General features: G+C 63.7%; 16 protein-coding genes. 12 read left to right on the forward strand and 4 right to left on the reverse strand.

The features are described 5' to 3' along the window. Positions 1-32: 32 nt before the first annotated feature. The 6 genes from mmsA to AB4Y81_RS09785 all read left to right on the forward strand — a co-directional run bounded on the left by mmsA (position 33) and on the right by AB4Y81_RS09785 (position 7,670). Positions 33-1,589, forward strand: coding sequence for a multiple monosaccharide ABC transporter ATP-binding protein (gene mmsA / locus AB4Y81_RS09760; RefSeq protein WP_189075923.1), 1,557 nt, complete (start codon positions 33-35; stop codon positions 1,587-1,589). Positions 1,590-1,634: 45 nt separating this feature from the next. Further along, the gene (gene mmsB, locus AB4Y81_RS09765; protein WP_018777226.1) at positions 1,635-2,906 is read left to right on the forward strand and encodes a multiple monosaccharide ABC transporter permease; all 1,272 of its coding nucleotides are present in this window, start codon (positions 1,635-1,637) and stop codon (positions 2,904-2,906) included. Positions 2,907-2,960: 54 nt separating this feature from the next. After that, positions 2,961-4,058, forward strand: coding sequence for a substrate-binding domain-containing protein (locus AB4Y81_RS09770; RefSeq protein WP_035733403.1), 1,098 nt, complete (start codon positions 2,961-2,963; stop codon positions 4,056-4,058). A 286-nt stretch (positions 4,059-4,344) separates the two neighbouring features. Continuing rightward, positions 4,345-5,796: an ABC transporter permease gene (locus tag AB4Y81_RS09775; RefSeq protein WP_354627189.1), complete on the forward strand. Its 1,452-nt coding sequence runs from the start codon at positions 4,345-4,347 to the stop codon at positions 5,794-5,796. A 2-nt stretch (positions 5,797-5,798) separates the two neighbouring features. After that, on the forward strand, positions 5,799-6,491 hold the full coding sequence (locus AB4Y81_RS09780; protein ID WP_018777223.1) for an ABC transporter ATP-binding protein: 693 nt from the start codon (positions 5,799-5,801) through the stop codon (positions 6,489-6,491). 108 nt (positions 6,492-6,599) lie between these two features. Next, entirely contained in the window at positions 6,600-7,670 is a 1,071-nt protein-coding gene (locus tag AB4Y81_RS09785; protein WP_441995727.1) for a Gfo/Idh/MocA family protein, read from the forward strand. Positions 7,671-7,685: 15 nt separating this feature from the next. On the opposite strand, the gene AB4Y81_RS09790 is transcribed toward AB4Y81_RS09785, so the two are convergent. The 3 genes from AB4Y81_RS09790 to AB4Y81_RS09800 all read right to left on the reverse strand — a co-directional run bounded on the left by AB4Y81_RS09790 (position 7,686) and on the right by AB4Y81_RS09800 (position 9,631). Further along, complete coding sequence (locus tag AB4Y81_RS09790; RefSeq protein WP_018777221.1) at positions 7,686-8,126, reverse strand: DoxX family protein; 441 nt, start codon at positions 8,124-8,126, stop codon at positions 7,686-7,688. A gap of 69 nt (positions 8,127-8,195) precedes the next feature. Continuing rightward, positions 8,196-8,867, reverse strand: a complete 672-nt coding sequence (locus AB4Y81_RS09795; RefSeq protein WP_441995728.1) for a phosphonatase-like hydrolase — start codon at positions 8,865-8,867, stop codon at positions 8,196-8,198. Further along, on the reverse strand, positions 8,864-9,631 hold the full coding sequence (locus AB4Y81_RS09800) for a GntR family transcriptional regulator (protein ID WP_441995729.1): 768 nt from the start codon (positions 9,629-9,631) through the stop codon (positions 8,864-8,866). The genes AB4Y81_RS09795 and AB4Y81_RS09800 overlap by 4 nt, the downstream gene beginning before the upstream one ends. A 163-nt stretch (positions 9,632-9,794) precedes the next feature. On the opposite strand from AB4Y81_RS09800, the gene AB4Y81_RS09805 reads away from it, so the two are divergent. The 5 genes from AB4Y81_RS09805 to AB4Y81_RS09825 all read left to right on the forward strand — a co-directional run bounded on the left by AB4Y81_RS09805 (position 9,795) and on the right by AB4Y81_RS09825 (position 14,794). Beyond that, positions 9,795-11,000 (forward strand): TIGR03364 family FAD-dependent oxidoreductase, encoded by a 1,206-nt coding sequence (locus AB4Y81_RS09805; RefSeq protein ID WP_189075929.1) that lies wholly within the window; start codon positions 9,795-9,797, stop codon positions 10,998-11,000. 42 nt (positions 11,001-11,042) lie between these two features. Further along, a complete protein-coding gene (locus AB4Y81_RS09810) occupies positions 11,043-11,972 on the forward strand; it encodes a phosphate/phosphite/phosphonate ABC transporter substrate-binding protein (RefSeq protein ID WP_079581117.1) in 930 nt (309 codons plus the stop codon). Next, positions 11,972-12,727, forward strand: coding sequence for a phosphonate ABC transporter ATP-binding protein (locus AB4Y81_RS09815; protein WP_422758245.1), 756 nt, complete (start codon positions 11,972-11,974; stop codon positions 12,725-12,727). The genes AB4Y81_RS09810 and AB4Y81_RS09815 overlap by 1 nt, the downstream gene beginning before the upstream one ends. Beyond that, complete coding sequence (gene phnE, locus AB4Y81_RS09820) at positions 12,724-13,578, forward strand: phosphonate ABC transporter, permease protein PhnE (RefSeq protein WP_189075931.1); 855 nt, start codon at positions 12,724-12,726, stop codon at positions 13,576-13,578. Before AB4Y81_RS09815 ends, phnE begins: the two co-directional genes overlap by 4 nt. 106 nt (positions 13,579-13,684) lie before the next feature. Continuing rightward, positions 13,685-14,794 carry an FAD-dependent oxidoreductase gene (locus AB4Y81_RS09825; protein WP_441995730.1) on the forward strand — a complete coding sequence of 370 codons (1,110 nt, stop codon included), beginning with the start codon at positions 13,685-13,687 and terminating at the stop codon, positions 14,792-14,794. A gap of 122 nt (positions 14,795-14,916) precedes the next feature. Here the strand turns inward: AB4Y81_RS09825 and AB4Y81_RS09830 are convergent, their stop codons facing one another. After that, positions 14,917-17,136: an NADP-dependent isocitrate dehydrogenase gene (locus AB4Y81_RS09830; protein WP_110504319.1), complete on the reverse strand. Its 2,220-nt coding sequence runs from the start codon at positions 17,134-17,136 to the stop codon at positions 14,917-14,919. Positions 17,137-17,457: 321 nt separating this feature from the next. On the opposite strand from AB4Y81_RS09830, the gene AB4Y81_RS09835 reads away from it, so the two are divergent. Continuing rightward, on the forward strand, positions 17,458-18,459 hold the full coding sequence (locus tag AB4Y81_RS09835) for a trypsin-like serine peptidase (protein ID WP_018777212.1): 1,002 nt from the start codon (positions 17,458-17,460) through the stop codon (positions 18,457-18,459). The last annotated feature ends 18 nt before the right edge of the window (positions 18,460-18,477 follow it).

The raw sequence follows: 18,477 nt of genomic DNA on the forward strand, positions 1-18,477 counted from the left end.
AACGAAGTCATGCATTGGAGGCGTAAGGGCTGATGACAACCCTCGACACGCAAGGCGAGCCCATCCTTTTGGAGATGCGCTCCATCACCAAGGAATTCCCTGGAGTGAAAGCCTTGTCGAACGTAAGCCTGCGCGTAATGGCCGGCGAGATCCACGCAATCTGTGGTGAGAACGGTGCAGGCAAATCCACGCTGATGAAGGTCCTGTCCGGGGTCTACCCCTACGGCAGCTACACCGGCGACATCGTGTACCAGGCCGAGACGCAGCAGTTCAAGGACATCCGCGCCAGTGAAGCGGCCGGCATCGTGATCATCCACCAGGAACTGGCACTGATCCCGGAACTGTCCATCATGGAGAACATCTTCCTGGGCAACGAACCGACGAAGTGGGGTGTCATTGACTGGGCCGAGGCCCGTAAGCGTTCCCTCGAGCTCCTTGCCCGGGTAGGCCTCCGGGAAGACCCGGACACCCCCATCAAGGAAATCGGTGTCGGCAAGCAGCAGCTGGTGGAAATCGCCAAGGCGCTGAACAAGTCCGTGAAGCTCCTGATCCTGGACGAGCCCACCGCAGCACTGAACGAATCGGACTCCCAGCACCTGCTGGACCTGATCCTTGGCCTCAAAGGCCGCGGCATCACCTCGATCATCATTTCCCACAAGCTCAACGAGATCGAACAGATCGCGGACGAAATCACCATCATCCGCGACGGCAAGTCGATCGAAACGCTGAACGTCAAACGCGATGGCGTGGATGAGGACCGCATCATCAAAGGCATGGTCGGCCGGACGCTCGAGTCCCGCTTCCCGGACCACGAGCCCAAGATCGGCGAAGTCTTCTTCGAGGTCAAGGACTGGACAGTGGGTCACCCCCAGATCCAGGACCGCCTGATCTGCAAGGGATCCAATTTCTTTGTACGCCGCGGTGAGATCGTCGGCTTCGCGGGCCTTATGGGCGCCGGCCGCACGGAACTTGCCAGGTCGGTCTTCGGCCACTCCTACGGCCGGTTCATCAAGGGCCAGATCTACAAGGACGGCAAGCCGATCCAGCTCCGCAGCGTCAGGGCAGCGATCGACGCCGGACTCGGCTACGTGACCGAAGACCGGAAGTCGCTCGGGCTGAACCTGCTGGACGACATCAAGACGACCACCGTTGCGGCCAACCTTCGCGCCATCAGCAAGTACACCGTAGTTGATGACCGCAAGGAGTTCAGCGTCGCGGAGGAATACCGGAAGTCGCTTCGGACCAAGACCCCATCGGTTGAAGAGGGCGTAGCCAAACTCTCCGGTGGCAACCAGCAAAAGGTGGTGCTGGCCAAGTGGATGTTCACCGACCCGGACCTCCTGATCCTGGATGAACCCACCCGCGGCATTGACGTGGGCGCCAAATACGAGATCTACGGCATCATCCAGAGGCTGGCCGACCAGGGCAAGGGAGTGATTGTCATTTCCTCGGAGCTTCCGGAGCTCCTGGGCCTGTCCGACCGTATCTACACCATCTTCGAAGGCGCCATCACCGGCGTCCTGGACAAGAACGAAGCAAGCCAGGAAAGCCTCATGAAGCTGATGACTTCCTCCCGCAAAGCAGCCTGACCCTTTGGCCCAGCCCCGCCCCTTCCTGACACAAGGACCAAAACAATGAACGCGCTCAAGAAGCTATTTGGTGGCAATACCCGCCAGTTCGGCATGATCTTCGCCCTGGTGGCACTTATCGTCTTCTTCCAGATCTTCACGGACGGCCGCACGTTGACGCCCGGCAACGTGATCAACCTGTTCAACGGCAACTCTTACATCCTCATCCTGGCCATCGGCATGGTCCTGGTTATCATCGCCGGCCACATCGACCTCTCCGTGGGATCCGTGGCAGCATTCGTGGGCGTGTTCGTGGCCCTCGCAATGCGTGACTGGGGCCTGCCCTGGTGGGCCGGTGTGCTCTTCGGGCTGCTCCTTGGTGCCGTGATCGGTGCCTGGCAAGGGTTCTGGGTGGCATACGTCGGCATACCCGCTTTCATCGTGACGTTGGCCGGCATGCTCCTGTTCCGCGGCTTCAACCAGTTTGTCGGCAAGTCCAACACCATCCCGGTCTCCAAGGACTTCCAGTACCTCGGTTCCGGCTACCTTCCGGAGATCGGCCCGAACACCGGCTTCAACAACCTCACCTTGCTCCTGGGCATCGTTGCTGCGGCATTCGTCGTCATCATGTCGCTGCGTGCCCGCGCTGCCAACAAGGCTTTGGGCGCAGACGTTCCCGAGCTCTGGGTTGAGGTCACCAAGCTGGTCCTCATCTGCGGAGCGATCCTCTACGCCACGTACTTGTTCGCCACCGGCCGCCCCGGAACGTCCTTCCCCATCCCCGGCCTGATCCTGGCCGTCCTGGTCCTCATCTACGGTTTCATCGCAGACAAGACGGTCCTTGGCCGCCACGTCTACGCTGTGGGTGGCAACCGCCACGCAGCCGAGCTGTCCGGCGTGCAGTCCAAGAAGGTCAACTTCATGGTCATGATGAACATGTCCGTCCTGGCAGGCCTGGCCGGCATGATCTTCGTTGGCCGCTCCACGGCATCGGGCCCGTTCGATGGCGTTGGCTGGGAACTGGATGCCATCGCAGCCGTCTTCATCGGTGGCGCAGCCGTTACCGGTGGCGTCGGTACCGTGATCGGCTCGATCGTCGGTGGCCTTGTCATGGCCGTCCTCAACAACGGCCTGCAGCTTCTGGGCGTCGGCGCCGACCTCACCCAGATCATCAAGGGCCTGGTGCTCCTGGCCGCAGTTGCCTTCGACGTCTACAACAAGTCCCAGGGCAAGCGTTCGATCACCGGTTTGCTGCTGAAGAACTTCCAGCGCAACAACAACGAACTCAAGCCCGACGAAACCACCTCCACCAAAGAGGTCATCTCCAAGGAAGCGTAATCCCGCTTCCGCTCGACTCGCTCCACCCCACCCACACAGAAAGTGAACCAAGATATGCGAATGTTTGGTAAAGCAGGAAAGGCAGCAGCAGTCGCTGCCATCGCGGCACTGGCGCTGACAGCCTGCGGCCGCACTGACAGCGGCTCAAGCAGCAGCACGGCAGGCGGGGAAGCGTTCCCCAAGGACTCGCTGATCGGCGTCGCACTTCCGCAGAAGACCAGTGAAAACTGGGTCCTCGCGGAGAAGCTGTTCAACGATGGCCTCTCCGGCGCCGGCTTCAAGGCCGACGTCCAGTTCGCCAACGGCGGCGTGTCCGAGCAGCAGAACCAGATCAGCGCCATGGTCACCAAGGGTGCCAAGGTCATCATCGTGGGAGCCATCGACGGCGCCCAGCTGGGTACCCAGCTTCAGCAGGCCAAGGACTCCGGCGCCACCGTTATCGCCTACGACCGTCTGCTCCTGAACACGGACAACGTGGACTACTACGTGGCATACGACAACTTCAAGGTCGGTGTCCTGCAGGGCCAGGCGTTGCTGGACGGACTGAAGGCCAAGAAGCCTTCCGGCCCGTACAACATCGAGCTCTTCGCCGGTTCCCCGGATGACGCCAACGCCAAGGTCTTCTTCGACGGCGCCATGAGCGTCCTGAAGCCGAAGATCGACGACGGCACCCTCAAGGTTGTCTCCGGCCAGACCTCCTTCGAGCAGGCCGTTACCCAGGGCTGGAAGGCAGAGAACGCACAGCGTCGCGCTGACACGCTGCTCACCGGCAGCTACGGCACCGCTTCGCTCGACGGCGTCCTGTCCCCGAACGACACCCTGGCCCGTGCAGTGCTGACGTCCGTCAAGGCCGCCGGCAAGCCGCTGCCCGTGGTCACCGGCCAGGACTCCGAAGTTGAGTCCGTGAAGTCCATCATGGCCGGCGAGCAGTACTCCACCATCAATAAGGACACCCGCAAGCTCGTTGAGCACGCCATCACCATGGTGAAGGACCTCCAGGCCGGCAAGCAGCTGGAGATCAACGACAAGGACTCCTACAACAACGGCGTCAAGACCGTTCCTGCGTTCCTCCTGCCGCCGCAGATCGTTACGGCTGAGAACGTCAAGACGGCTTACGTCGACGATCCGGTACTCGGCCCGATCACCAAGTAACACCCGAGCACCAAGTAATACAGCAAGCCCCGGTCCGCCAGCAGGCGGGCCGGGGCTTTCGCTTGCTCAGGTTCTGCTGGATCATCGAGCCCCCGGGGCGGGCCAGAACTCCGGAATTCGGGGTTCCGGGTAACAGCGAAAGTGAATGATCCAGCAGAATTCGTGACCCCAGGCTTTCACAGCCCACACATAGCTTCGGCTGGAGTGCCGCACAGCAGCGCTCAGCAATGTTGGACCTGCAGCCCGCGTCCCGTGGGCCACGAACTTGCAGGTCCAGAGGAGAAACGTGAGCGTCCTTGCCCGAAGCGTAGGCAATGCCTTCCGCAACAAAATCAGAACAGCGGCGGTGGTCGCCGTCCTCGCCGTAGCGATCGGGCTGGCTTTGGCCATGCTCGTGGCCAACCAGGCGGTGGGCGCCAAAGTGCAGGAGCTCAACGCCTCCGTAGGCACTACCCTGACGGTCAACCCGGCGGGCGGGCAAGGCTTCGAAGGCGGCGGCGAACCCCTCACGACGGCGGAAGCCGGGACCGTGGCGTCGGTCGCCAATGTCACCTCGGTAGTCGGAACCAAGGCCCTGCGCCTGCAGACTGCAACGACAGGAACCACAGGAACCACGCAGCAGGCGGCTCCTGGAGGCGGCTTCGGCCCTGGCGGCCAGCAGGCTACGGTCAGCACCAACCTGACAGCGGCCATCGACGCCGGCACCCTGGGCAACCGCAACAATGCCAACGGAAATTCGGGAACGGGCACCACCGCCCTGCCCGCCCGGGCCCTTCCGATCACGGCAACGGGCATCGGTGCGGAGGTCGACAGCACCGGCAAAGCACTGAATATCACCAGCGGCACCGGGCTGGGCGATTACACGGCTGCCGGTGGGAAGGCCCTGGTAGGCACGTCCTTGGCAGAAAAGAACAGCCTGAGTGTCGGGTCCACCTTCACCGTGCAGGACAAGACGTTCACAGTGGCCGGTATCTTCGACGCCGGCACCGCGTTCGGCAACAATGCCGTCTACCTGACGCTCCCCGAAGCCCAGACCCTGGCGTCAACACCGGACGAGCTCTCCAGCATGATCGTCACGGTCAACAGCATGGAGAACGTCGACAGCACCAAAACGGCCGTCCAATCGGCTCTCGGCACGGATAAAGCCGACGTCACCCAAGGCCAGCGCAACCTTGAAACAGCCGTCAGCTCCTTGGACAGTGTGAAGAACATTTCCATGGTCGCCTTCATTGCGGCCCTCGCCACGGCGGGGATCATCATCCTGCTCATCATGGTCATGCTGGTCCGTGAACGCCGCCGCGAAATCGGCGTGCTGAAAGCCATCGGTGCTCCCAACCGCACCATCGGCCTGCAATTTGTCCTCGAGTCCCTGGTTCTCGTTGCCATGGGCAGCGTAGTGGGCGCGGTGATTGCATCGTTCGCCAGTGGCGGCATCGCCTCGGCACTGATCAGTTCAAACACAACCACGACGGCGGCCCCCACCAACCAGCGCGGCGGCGGCCTTGCCGGCGCCATGCCAAACGGGGCGGTACCCGGTGGTGGCGGCTTCCCCGGCGGCGGGCAGGGAGGTCCGTTTGGCGGGGCCTCACAGTTGCTCAGCTCCGTCACGGCCAGCGTCTCCCCCGGCGTCCTCGCGGCCGGCATCGCCGCGGTGTTCGCCGTCGCCATCATCGGTGCGCTGGTTCCGGCGCTGCTGACCGCCCGCATCCGTCCCATCGAAGTACTCCGAGGAGAATAGCCGTGATTGAAGTCAAGGACCTTGTCCGTCAGTTCAAGTCCGGTGACCGGACCATCAAGCCAGTCAACGGCGTGAGCTTCGAGCTCGAAAAGGGTTCGTTGTCGTCCATCGTGGGCAAGAGCGGCAGCGGCAAGAGCACACTGTTGTCCCTCCTGGGCGCATTGGACAAGCCCACCTCAGGGGACGTCGTCGTCGATGGCGTCAGCCTGGCGGGGCTGCCGGACGGCAAGCTGACCGAGTACCGCCGCCGCGACATTGGTTTCGTCTTCCAGCAATTCAACCTGATCCCCAACCTCAGTGCCGTGGACAATGTCATGCTGCCCATGGAGTTCGCCGGAGTCCGCAAAGCGGCCAGGCTGAAGCGGGCCAAGGAACTGCTTGAGCAGGTTCAGCTGGATCCGGAGAAGCATTCGCGGCGGACCAACCGGTTGTCCGGTGGGGAGCAGCAGCGTGTGGCGATTGCCCGGGCGCTGGCCAACGAGCCCAAGCTGATCCTCGCCGATGAGCCCACCGGAAACCTCGATGAGCAGACCGGCGAGCACATCATCGAACTCCTGAGCTCCCTGAGCCGCGACCACAACACCACCATCCTGGTGGTCACGCACGACCGCAGCCTGGCTCAGAAAACCGAACGCTGCTTCCGTCTCCAGCAGGGCCGGCTGACCGAGGAGCTCAGAACCGGATCGCGTCGATGACCTTGACGCGCACCGCCACGAGCGCCGGAATGGCTCCGGCGAGTGCGCCCACAAGGACGGCTGTGCCCCTGGCCGCCAACGCCTGCGCGGAATGAGAGGATGGCTGGCATGACTCTTCCTATTGCCGTGCCGTGGCTCACAACCCAGGACAACCAGGATCCTCGCGCTGCCACCGGCCGGCCTTTGCGGTGGGGCGTGGTGTCCACGGGCAATATCGCCAAGAGCGTCTCCCAGGACCTGGCCCTCTTGGAGGACGCGGAACTCTACGCCGTGAGTTCCCGGACCCAGGCTGCAGCGGATGCCTTCGCCAACGCTTCGGGTTTCGCCAAGGGATACGGGGACGACGCCGGTGTTCCCGGCTACCAGCGTCTGTTCGAGGATCCTGCGGTGGACGTGGTCTACGTGGCGACACCGCACGCCCAGCACTTCCAGATCGCCTCTGCGGCGTTGCGGGCCGGGAAACACGTCTTATGCGAGAAGGCCCTCACCATCAATGCCCGTGAGGCCATGGAACTGGTGAAGATCGCGCGTGAGCAGAACGTGTTCTTCATGGAGGCGGTGTGGAGCCGCTTCCTGCCGAGCATGCAGCGGGCTTTCGAGATCGCAGCGTCCGGTGAGCTGGGGCAAATCCAGTGGGTTACCGCGGATCTCGGATTCCCGGCACCGTACGATCCTTCGGCCCGCATCTGGGCCCTGAACGACGGCGGCGGAGCGCTCTTGGACATCACGGTGTATCCCTTGCTCTGGGCCTTGGGGACGCTGGGCTTCCCGCAGTCGGTCACGGCGATCGGATCGCTGAATGAGGACGGCGTGGACACGCAGAACGCACTGACGCTGGGATATGACACGGGCGCACAGGCGCAATTGACGTCGTCCCTGATGGCCCATGGGCCAAGGACAGCCACCGTTGCCGGCGGCCTTGGCTACTTGCAGACAGTGGGATCGGTAAACAATCCGCGTGAGCTGCTGATCAGGGTCGGCTGGGACGAGCCCCGTCACGAGCACTTCGACGTTGCAGGCATCGGCTACACCTATGAACTGCGCGAGGTGACCCGCTGTGTTCAGCAAGGACTCCTCGAGAGCCCGGTGATGCCGCTGGAAGAATCCATCAATGTGATGCGCCTCTTCGACGGCGTCCGTTCACAATTGGGTGTCCGTTATCCCAATGACGCCCGGTGATTTAACCAGGACGGGTTAAGACCCCTTGCGGCCTGGCTGCCTGGCCAGTTTGCGGTCCAGCGAGAAGGCCCCGGAGCCCAGGAAAACGAAGGCCACGGACACGGCGAAGTAGATGATGAGCAGCTCCGCCGTCACGCCCGCTTTGTCCGTGAGCAGGGGCTTGCCCGCTTCCGTCACAAACCAGATCGAGGCGAACATCAAAGCCGACAGGAATCCGGCCACCCGGGTCAGCGCTCCGAGGACCAGCAGCAGCCCCAGTCCCAGCTCACCGGCGATCACCAGCCACGCAACGATTTCCGGCTTCTGCACACCCATGGCAGCAACGGATGCTGCGAACGCGGCATGGCCGGCCATGAACTTCTGGAAGCCGTGGACCATGATGAGCGCGCCGAAGACCACGCGCAGGATCGTGACGCCACGGGCGGAGGACTTGGGTGAAGGGTGAAGGAATTTCACGCAGTCCAATCTTCCATGCCCGGCGCTCCCGGCCAAACGCCCGCAATCCGGCGACCTTGGAAAGAGAAGCTAGGACAGCAGCGCCGGGATGTCCTTCACTCCGGCCAGGATGTGGTGATGCGGGTGCGCGGCAAGCTCGTCGCGCCCGAGCTTGCCGGTTATTACGCCGACGGCCAGGACCCCTGCGTTGTTGGCCGCAGCGAGGTCGTTGACGGTGTCGCCCGCTGCCATGACCGAGCGGACATCCTGGACCCCCGTCAGCTCCATGGCGCGGTGGATCATGAACGGCGCCGGACGCCCGGCGGCTACTTCGTCGGAGCACACGACGGCGTCCAGCAGGTTGCCGTCGCCGACGCCCCACCCCAGCCGCTCAAGAAGCGGCCGGGCGACGTCGCGTGAAAAGCCTGTCGTCAGGGCCACCTTGACGCCCTGGCGGCGGAGTTCGCGGAACGCGTCTTCCACGCCCTCCAGCGGGACCGGCGGGTTGGCATCGTAGAACCCGCCCAGGAGTTCCTTGAACCGCGCGAACGCTGCGGTCACTGCGTCCTCCGTTGCGGCTCCTCCCCCGGCTTCGATCAAAGCGGTAATGGCCTCCACTTTGTCCGCACCCATCCACTCCTGGACGGCCTCGGGGCTGGTGGCGGCTCCGGTTTCTTCGACGCAGCGGGCCAGGGCAACATAGACGTCACCGTGTTCGTCGATGGTGGTTCCGGCCATATCGCAGGCTACGAGCTTGATCATGGGGTGGCTCCTTCGGTGTGGATGCGGACCAGGGCTGCCCTGCGCTCCACGGTGTTGTCGATGGTGAAGTTGGTAAGGGCCGGCAGGTAGCGGTCCTCTGAGTATTCAAGGGGCTGGCCGTCACCGGAACGGGTGATGCGGCGTTCGCGCAGGAGCGGAATTCCTTCGGGTTGCTCCAGGAGTTCTGCGTCCTCGTCGCTGGCCGCTACTGCGTCGATGGTGTGCCGTGCGCTGTGCAGATCCACGCCTTGGTCCTTGAGGAACGCAAAAATGGATCCCGAGTCGGTGTCGAAGTCGAACAGTTTCCGGCCTACGTCCAGGACGAACGTGGTGYGCTCAATCATGGCCGGAGCTTCATCCAGATAGCGGACCCGCAGGACTTCCACAACCGTTGTCCCCGGCACCAGTCCGAGCGCTTCCGCAGCTTCCGGGCTCGCTTCGCGTCGTGCCACCTCCAGGGTTCGCTGGCCGGGCTTCTTGCCGATCCCCAGCGCCCACTCGGTGAACGAGTTGAAGGTGGAGAACGACTGCGACGGCACGGACGAACGGACCATCGGGGGACGGCCCCGGCCACCTGTAACCGCGCCTTCGGAACGGAGGAAGGCGAGCGCCTGGCGGATCGGTCCGCGGGAGGTTCCGAACTCCCGGCACAGCTCCGCCTCGCTTGGAAGCTGGAAACCTGGCGGCCATTCGCCGTCAGTGATGCGGCGCATGAATTCCTCGCTGAGCCGGACATGGAGGGGTGCGTTTTGCTGAGTGCTCACCAGTTGATAATACAAGTCGCCAGCATCAAAAGAGCCTCTTTCGCTGCATCCCACATGAATCCGGCGTGAACAAACATGAACGGAGGTTAAATTTTGATTAACTTGTATATACAAGTGGCAATGTGGCTTGATTCACCTCTTGCGTGCCGTCAAGGTCGATAGTGTGAACAACGCAAGCAACCCCACCTCAGCCACCGGCAACAGCCCCGGCCAAGCCGTCGACGTCGTCGTCGTCGGCGCCGGCATCATCGGCCTGGCACATGCCGCTCACGCTGTTGCCAACGGACTGACTGTCACCATCATCGAACGCGACCACCACGCCGCCGGCGCCTCGGTACGGAACTTCGGCCACTGCTGCATCACGGCGCAGTCCGGCGATCTGTACGAGCTCGCAAGGACGTCCCGGAAGTACTGGCTCGAGTTCGCCGAGCAGGCAGGTTTTTGGGCCGTTGAATCCGGAGCAGTGGTCCTTGCCCGTACCGATGCAGAGATGGCTGTCCTGCGCGAACTCTCCGCAGCCCGGGAGCCCGGCCAAGTGCAACTGCTCTCCCCTGACGCGACACGGGAGCGCCTGGACCCGGTTGCGGCCGGACTGCCCGACGGCGGCACCCGCCAAGGCGATTGGCCCGGCCTGGTCGGTGGAGCCTTCCTCCGCGACGACCTCCGCGTCGATCCCCGGACCACCGTCGCAAAGTTGGCCGAATGGCTGAGCCGGCAGCCCGGCGTCGAACTTCACTGGAACACCGCGGCACTGGGCTTCAGCCAATCGCCGGACGGCGTGACCGTGCAGACATCGCGCGGCGCGCTGCAGGCGAAGCAAGTGTTCGTGTGCGTGGGCCACGATGTCGACTACCTGTTCCCGGACCTCGCTGCGGAACACAGGATCCAGCGGTGCGCGCTCCAGATGTCATTGGCTGCCGGGCCAGCCGGAGTCCGCTTCACACCGGCTGTGCTCACCGCAACGTCCATGCTCCGCTACCCGGCTTTCACCGATATGCCCGCGGCGGAGGCCCTGCGCTCCGAAGTGAAAGCCAAGCAGCCGGAACTGTTGGACATCGGCGCCAACGTCATGTTCACCCAACGCCCGGACGGCACCATCATCCTGGGCGACTCGCACCACTACCACCGCACCGCCGACCCGTTCCTGGACGAGGCAGTCACCGACGCCCTGAACAACGACATCAGCGGCAGGATCGGCCGGCCCCTGGAAATCATCGAACGCTGGCAAGGCATTTACGCGTCCTCGGACGTTGCCCCGATCCTGGTCCGCAACATCCAACCGGGCGTCACCGTGGTGTCCGTGACCTCCGGCGTCGGCATGACCCTGTCCTTTGGCCTGGCGCACCGCAATGTGTCGCGTCTGTCCTGAGTTCCTCCGTTCCCCCACCCCTCCCTTCGCCTAAGGATTCCCATGAAAACCACGCTCTTCACCGGCTCCGCGCTTGCCCTCGCCGCTGCTTTGGCATTGACCGCATGCGGCGGCTCAGCCCAGTCCTCTCCAGACCAGTCCTCCCCCGGGACGGTGTCGGCCACCTGCCCCAACGGCGGGATCAAGTTCGGCATCGAGCCCTACGAGGACCCGGCCAAGCTGAAGCCCGCCTACGACGTCCTGGCCGCTGCCCTTTCCAAAAAGCTCGAATGCCCGGTCACAGTCCAGGTGGTGGAGGACTACGCAGCCGAAGTCCTCGCCATGCGCAACGGCAAGCTGGACCTGGGGCAGTTCGGTCCGCTGGGCTACGTGTTCGCCGACACCAAGGCAGGCGCAGAACCACTGGTTTCATTCGGCACGGCAGAAAAGGAGCTCAGCAGCTACACGGCCGGAATCTGGGTACCCAAGGACAGCCCCATCCAGGCAATCGGCGATCTCAAGGGCAAGTCCCTGGCCCTGGGCAGCGTCGGATCCACCAGCGGCGATGTCCTGCCCCGGTTCGGTCTCCGTGAGGCAGGCATCGCTGACGCCGACCTCACCATGGACTACACCGGCGGCCACCCGGAGGCACTCCTTGCCCTGACCAACGGGAAGGTGGACGCGGCCGAGATCAACTCGCAGACGCTGGCCACGGCGATCGCCGCGGGAACCTTCGCCAAGGACGATTTCCGCCAGGTCTGGACGTCCAACCCCATCCCGAACGATCCCATCACCGTTCGCGGCGACGCCGATCCCGCCTTCAAACAAGCCGTCAAGGAGGCGTTCCTGTCACTGGAGCCCGCCGACGTTGCCAAGGTTGGAGAGTTCCTGGACGTGACCCCTCCAGGCCCGTTGCTGGAGGTCACCAAGGACAACTACACGCCCCTGTTCGAGCTCGCCAAGACCATGCACCTCACGGAGAAGGATCTGTAATGCCGCTCTCCGTCCAAGGGCTGGGTAAGTCCTTCAACGGCAGGACCGTCCTTCAGGGTGTCGACTTCTCCGTCGCCCCCGGTGAACTGGTTGCCTTCCTCGGCGCCAACGGCTCGGGCAAGTCCACCACGCTGCGTTGCGTCATGGGCATCACCGCTCCCGATGCCGGAAGCATCAGCATTGACGGCACGGCACTGGACCGTCTCCAGGGCCGCGAACTCCTGCAGGCGCGGCAGCGGATGGCCATGATCTTCCAGAAGATCCACCTGATTCCGCGCCGCACGGCCCTGGATAACGTCTGCGCCGGAGCCCTGGCACGCATCCCCACAGTCCGTTCCCTCACTCCGCTGCTGTTCCCCGCCGAAGTCCAGCAGGAAGCCCTCGACTGCCTGGACCGCGTTGGCATGGCGGACCGTGCCTTCGAGCGAGTTGGCCGGCTTTCCGGCGGACAGCAGCAACGCGTGGCAGTAGCCCGGGCACTGTGCCAGCGGGCCGACGTCGTACTCGCTGACGAGCCGGTCTCTGCACTGGACCCGCACGCCGCTGAACAAGTCATGGCACTGCTGCGCGAACTCGCACACACCGAAGGCCTTGCCGTCGCGGCCGTGTTGCACCAGCCGGACCTTGCGTTGCGTTACGCGGACAGGTCCATCGGGCTGCTGCACGGCTCCATGAACTTCGACCTTCCCTCCACGGAAGTCACCGCCGAACACCTCAACACGTTGTATGCCCCGGACAGGAACATCGCAGCATGACACCCCATACCCTGACCCCCGCCGTCGCGCGCCGGGACTCAACAAGCAAAAGCCGCGTGGCTCTGGTCCGCCCGAAGAAGCCCCTGCGGTGGATCACGACGGCGGCAGGGGCGGCCGTCGTCGTCGGACTTCACGCTGTGGCCATCCAAGGGACGGGCTTCAAACCCGAGTTGCTGGTGGACGGCTGGAAAGGCATGGCGGCGTTCATCGGTGATGCCTTCCCGCCGGACCTGAGCTGGGAACGGACCGTGAAGCCCGGGCTGGAAGCGACGCTCGTGACCCTGTGGATCGGCTTGCTCGGCACCACGTTTTCCGTGCCGTTCGCCCTGCTCCTGGCCTCGCTTGCGGCAAGGAACACCAGTCCGCATCCTTCGGTGTACCAAGCTGCCCGGGCTGTGTTGTCCTTCTTCAGGGCGGTTCCGGACATAGTGTTTGCCCTGATCTTTGTCACCGCCGTGGGCCTGGGTCCGTTCGCGGGCGTCCTCGCGTTGATCTGCCACAACACCGGTGTCATGGGAAAGCTGTGGGCCGAGTCCATGGAGGAGATCGACGCCGGGCCGCAGGAGGCACTGCGGACCGCCGGCGCCAACCGGATCCAGCAGGTAGCCAATGCCACGCTGCCCATGGTGATCCCGCAATTCGTGGGCCTGCTGCTGTACCGCTTCGACGTGAACGTGCGGTCCTCACTGGTCCTTGGCCTGGTGGGCGCCGGTGGCATCGGGTTGCTGATCAACCAGTCCATCAAGTCCTTCCAGTTCGATTCCATGCTCACGCACATCCTGATCGTGCTGGTGCTGATCGTCGTGGTGGACCAGTTCTCCGCGTGGATCCGCCGGCGGTTGGCTGCGTAACCCGCATTCCGGCCCAATCCACGTTCCAACCCAACTGGGGGCAGAATGGGAGGTGGCTCTTCTTGGAGCCACGGTTGGTCTCGCGGACGTTGTGGATGGAGCAGGCATGCAGGTTGATGTTGTAGTTGTTGGCGGAGGAGCCATGGGATCGGCCGCTGCATGGCAGTTGTCCCGCTCCGGACGTTCGGTGGTCCTGCTGGAACAGTTCGAGGCCGGCCACCACATCGGCGCCTCCCACGGAGCAACCCGCAACTTCAACACCGCCTACGCCGAGGCCGACTACCTTGACCTCCTCGCAGAGTCCAAGACCCTCTGGGACGAGCTCGCGGCAGAAAACGGGGCGCCGCTGCTGGACCTCGTGGGCTTGGCCAACCATGGCAACATCCCCAAGCTGGAACTGGTGCGGGAAGCACACCAGGAACGCGGCATCGAGAGCTACTTCATGTCCGCCGACGAGGCCGCGGACCGTTGGCGGGGCATGAACTTCTCCACCGATGTCCTCTTTGTGCCAGGATCCGGCCGGATCCGCTCGGCTGACGCCTTGGTGGCGCTGCGGAAATCGGCGGAGTCGCACGGCGCGGTCTTCAAGTATTCGACGCCGGTCCGGGACATCCGGGTGGACGGCGCCGATTCGGTGGTGGTGGTGACGGAGGAAACCGAGTACACCGCCAACCGCGTGGTGGTGACGGCCGGAGCCTGGACCCCCAAAGTCCTGAAGGACCTCGTCAAGCTGCCCGCACTGGTGGTCACCCAGGAGCAGCCCGCCCACTTCACCCCGACCGATAACACCTTGGTGTGGCCGAGCTTCAACCACAATCCGGACCCCGACCCGAACAACGAAATCTACGAATACTGGTTCAGCCCGGTCTACGGCATGCTCACCCCTGGAGAGGGCGTCAAGGCCGGCTGGCACGGGGTCGGGCCCGTCATGGACCCTGATGAGCGCACGTTCGAGCCCATCCCCCAGCAGCTCGAAGCCCTGGTGCGGTACGCGGAAGAGTGGCTCCCCGGCGTCGATCCTTCCACTGCGGTTCCCATCAGCTGCACCTACACCACCACCCCCACGGAGGACTTCGTCCTGGACGGTTTCGGCCCGTTGGTGGTGGGCGCCGGATTCTCGGGGCACGGTTTCAAGTTCACGCCGGCCATTGGCCGGGTGCTGAAGGACATCGTCGACGGCGGCGTGGCACCTGACCGGTTCCTGGCCGACCGCTAGGAGTTTTTGTACACCTAATGCCCTTTAGAGGGGCTTTTAAGGACGCAATGTGTACAAAAACTCCAATGGGGGGACGAAAAAGACCCCGCAAGCGTGATGCTCGCGGGGTCTTTTCGCGGTGACTACTTCAGGGTCGCAACGACCTTGTTGAACGTAGCCGACGGGCGCATGATCTCGGCAGCCTTGGCGGCGTCCGGACGGTAGTAACCGCCGAGGTCGACGGCGGGACCCTGCACGGCTGCCAGCTCACCGACGATGGTCTCCTCGTTGGAGGTCAGGGCTTCGGCGATACCGGCGAAGTCCTTGGCCAACTCGGCGTCCTCGGTCTGCTTGGCCAGTTCCTGTGCCCAGTACATGGCCAGGTAGAAGTGGCTTCCACGGTTGTCGAGCTCGCCGACGCTGCGGCGCGGGGACTTGTTTTCCAGCAGGAATGTGCCCGTGGCGCGGTCCAGCGTGTCAGCAAGAACCTGTGCCCGTGCGTTGCCGGTGGTGGTGGCCAGGTGCTCGAAGCTCACGGCCAGGGCCAGGAACTCGCCAAGGCTGTCCCAGCGGAGGTGGTTTTCCTTGACCAGCTGCTGGACGTGCTTGGGAGCGGAGCCGCCGGCGCCGGTCTCGAACAGGCCGCCACCGTTGATGAGCGGAACGATGGAGAGCATCTTGGCGCTGGTGCCGAGCTCGAGGATCGGGAACAGGTCCGTGAGGTAGTCGCGGAGGACGTTGCCCGTGACGGAGATGGTGTCTTCGCCCTTGCGGATGCGCTCCAGGGTGAAGGCCGTGGCCTCAACCGGGGAGAGAATCTTGATTTCAAGGCCCTCGGTGTCGTGGTCCTTGAGGTACTCGTTGACCTTGGCGATGAGGTTGGCGTCGTGTGCGCGGCCCTCGTCCAGCCAGAACACTGCCGGGGTCTGGGAAGCGCGTGCACGGGTGACAGCCAGCTTGACCCAGTCGCGGACGGGGATGTCCTTGGTCTGGCAAGCGCGCCAGATGTCACCGGGGAAGACCTGGTGTTCGGTCAGGACGTTGCCCTTGCTGTCCACGAGCTGGACGGTGCCCGCTGCCTGGATCTCGAAGGTCTTGTCGTGGCTGCCATATTCCTCGGCTGCCTGCGCCATGAGGCCCACGTTGGGGACAGTGCCCATGGTCGTGGGGTCGAACGCACCGTTGGCACGGCAGTCGTCCAGCACAACCTGGTACACGCCGGCGTAGGAGCTGTCCGGGATGACGGCCAGAGTGTCGGCTTCCTTGCCGTCCGGGCCCCACATGTGGCCGGAGGAGCGGATCATGGCCGGCATGGAGGCGTCAACGATGATGTCCGAGGGAACGTGGAGGCTGGTGATGCCCTTGTCGGAATCAACCATTGCCAGCGCGGGACCCTCTTCAAGGCCCTTGGTGATGGCTGCCTTGACGCCTTCGCGGACGTCCTCCGGCAGGTCTTCCAGGCCGCTCAGGATGGCTGCGAGGCCGTTGTTCGGGCTGATGCCGGCGGCTGCGAGCTGCTTGCCGTAGGTGTCGAACAGCTCGGAGAAGTAAGCCTTGACCACGTGGCCGAAGATGATGGGGTCGGAGACCTTCATCATGGTGGCTTTCAGGTGTGCGGAGAAGAGGATGCCCTCTTCCTTGGCGCGGGCAACCTGTGCTTTGAGGAACTCGTCCAGGGCGTCGGCGCGCAGGACGGTGGCGTCAACAACTTCGCCGGCCAGGACCGGGAAGTCCTTCTTGAGGACCTTGGTGGTGCCGTCTTCACGGACCAGCTGGACGCTGAGGGAGTCGGCGGCGTCGAGGACGACGGACTTCTCGTTGGAGCGGAAATCGTTCTGGCCCATGGTGGCGACGTTGGTCTTGGAGTCAGCGGACCAGGCACCCATGGAGTGCGGGTTCTGGCGGGCGTAGTTCTTGACCGACAGGGGTGCGCGGCGGTCGGAGTTGCCTTCGCGCAGCACCGGGTTCACGGCGGAACCCTTGATCTTGTCGTAGCGCGAGCGGATGTCCGTCTCGGTGTCCGAGGAGGGGTTGTCCGGGTAGTCCGGGAGGGCGAAGCCCTGGGCCTGGAGCTCGGCGATGGCAGCCTTGAGCTGCGGCACGGAGGCGCTGATGTTGGGCAGCTTGATGATGTTGGCTTCCGGCTGCTTTGCCAGTTCACCAAGTTCGGCAAGGGCGTTGCCCGTGCGCTGCTCTTCGGTCAGGAAATCGCCGAAGACGGCGATGATGCGGCCGGCCAGCGAAATATCGCGGGTCTCCACCTCTACACCTGCGGTCGAGGCATACGCTTCCACAATCGGCAGGAATGAGTAGGTTGCCAGCATCGGCGCTTCGTCTGTGTGGGTATAGATAATCTTGGCCATTGGCGGGGTTCTCCCTGAAAGTCTGCAGATTTCAACACTCCTAACTTACCCGAGTAGACCGCTTAGGCGGCTCTTCGTGTCCGGGATCACTCTCTGGGTTACCGCCCGGGAAAGCGATTTACCCCCGACGGCGACCTGGCCGCCACAGCTGCCTGCCGCCGTCGTGTACTCCTCCCCACAGCACGACAAAGAAATGACAGCAAATTATCACAAACTCTGAAACATCTCTTTACAAACTTGTCATACGTTGGGTAGCTTCGATTCCGTCAGTCGGCGGTCGCCATCACTGGCCGCCTCACTCCCTCGATAGGTAGGAACAACGTGACAAAAACCAAGACCCTGGCCACAAGCCTGCTGAGTCTGTCCGCTGCCGCAATCCTGGCGCTGGTAGGAACAACCAGCGCCAACGCAGCACCGTCAAAGGACGCGGACACCAGCGGCGCAGCGGTCAGCAGCCATGCAGTCTCCGACGCCGGCGCTGCAGATTACTGGACACCGGAACGCATGAAGAACGCCAAGTCCGGCGACATCCTGGCCGCAAAGGCACTGGAACGCGGCCGGCTCCTCAACCTGGGCAAAGCGCCCGCCACCGAAGCCCCGGGCGCCATCAGCAGCATCGCCGGCCAGCCTGCGGCCACCGACTCCACCACGATCGACCGGAAGGTCAACCAAAGCGAAACGCCGGTCAAGCACATCGGCAAGATCTTCTTCACCCTGGGCGGCTCCAACTACGTCTGCTCCGGCAACTCCGTGACAGCGGCCAACAAGAGCACAGTTTCCACCGCCGGCCACTGCCTCAACGAGGGTCCGGGCGCCTACGCAACCAACTTCGTCTTCGTGCCCGCCTACCTCAACGGTGCAGCACCCTACGGGAAGTGGACGGCAAAGGCGCTGTACGCCCCCACCCAGTGGGCATCGAACGGCAACATGCAGTACGACACCGCCTTCGCCGTCATGAACACCCTCAACGGCCAGAAGCTCGCCGACGTCGTGGGCTCCTCCGGTGTCCAGTTCAACGCCGCCCGCGGCCTGAGCTACAAGTCCTTCGGCTACCCGGCAGCCTCACCCTTCAACGGCGAATCGCTGAAGAGCTGCTCCGGCACCGCCACCAACGATCCCTACAACCCGCAGTTCGCCACGCAGGGCATCCCCTGCAACATGACCGGTGGTTCCTCGGGCGGTCCGTGGTTCATCGGCAACAGCTCCAGCGGCTACCAGAACTCCGTCAACAGCTACGGCTACGGCAGCAACTCCAGCACCATGTACGGCCCTTACTGGGGCACAGTAATCCAGTCCACCTACAACACCGCTGCGGCTTCGTAACTGATGTAGCAAGTCCCT

It is taken from the genome of Paenarthrobacter sp. TAF1, from assembly GCF_052113825.1.
In the GTDB taxonomy this organism is placed as follows: domain Bacteria; phylum Actinomycetota; class Actinomycetes; order Actinomycetales; family Micrococcaceae; genus Arthrobacter; species Arthrobacter nicotinovorans.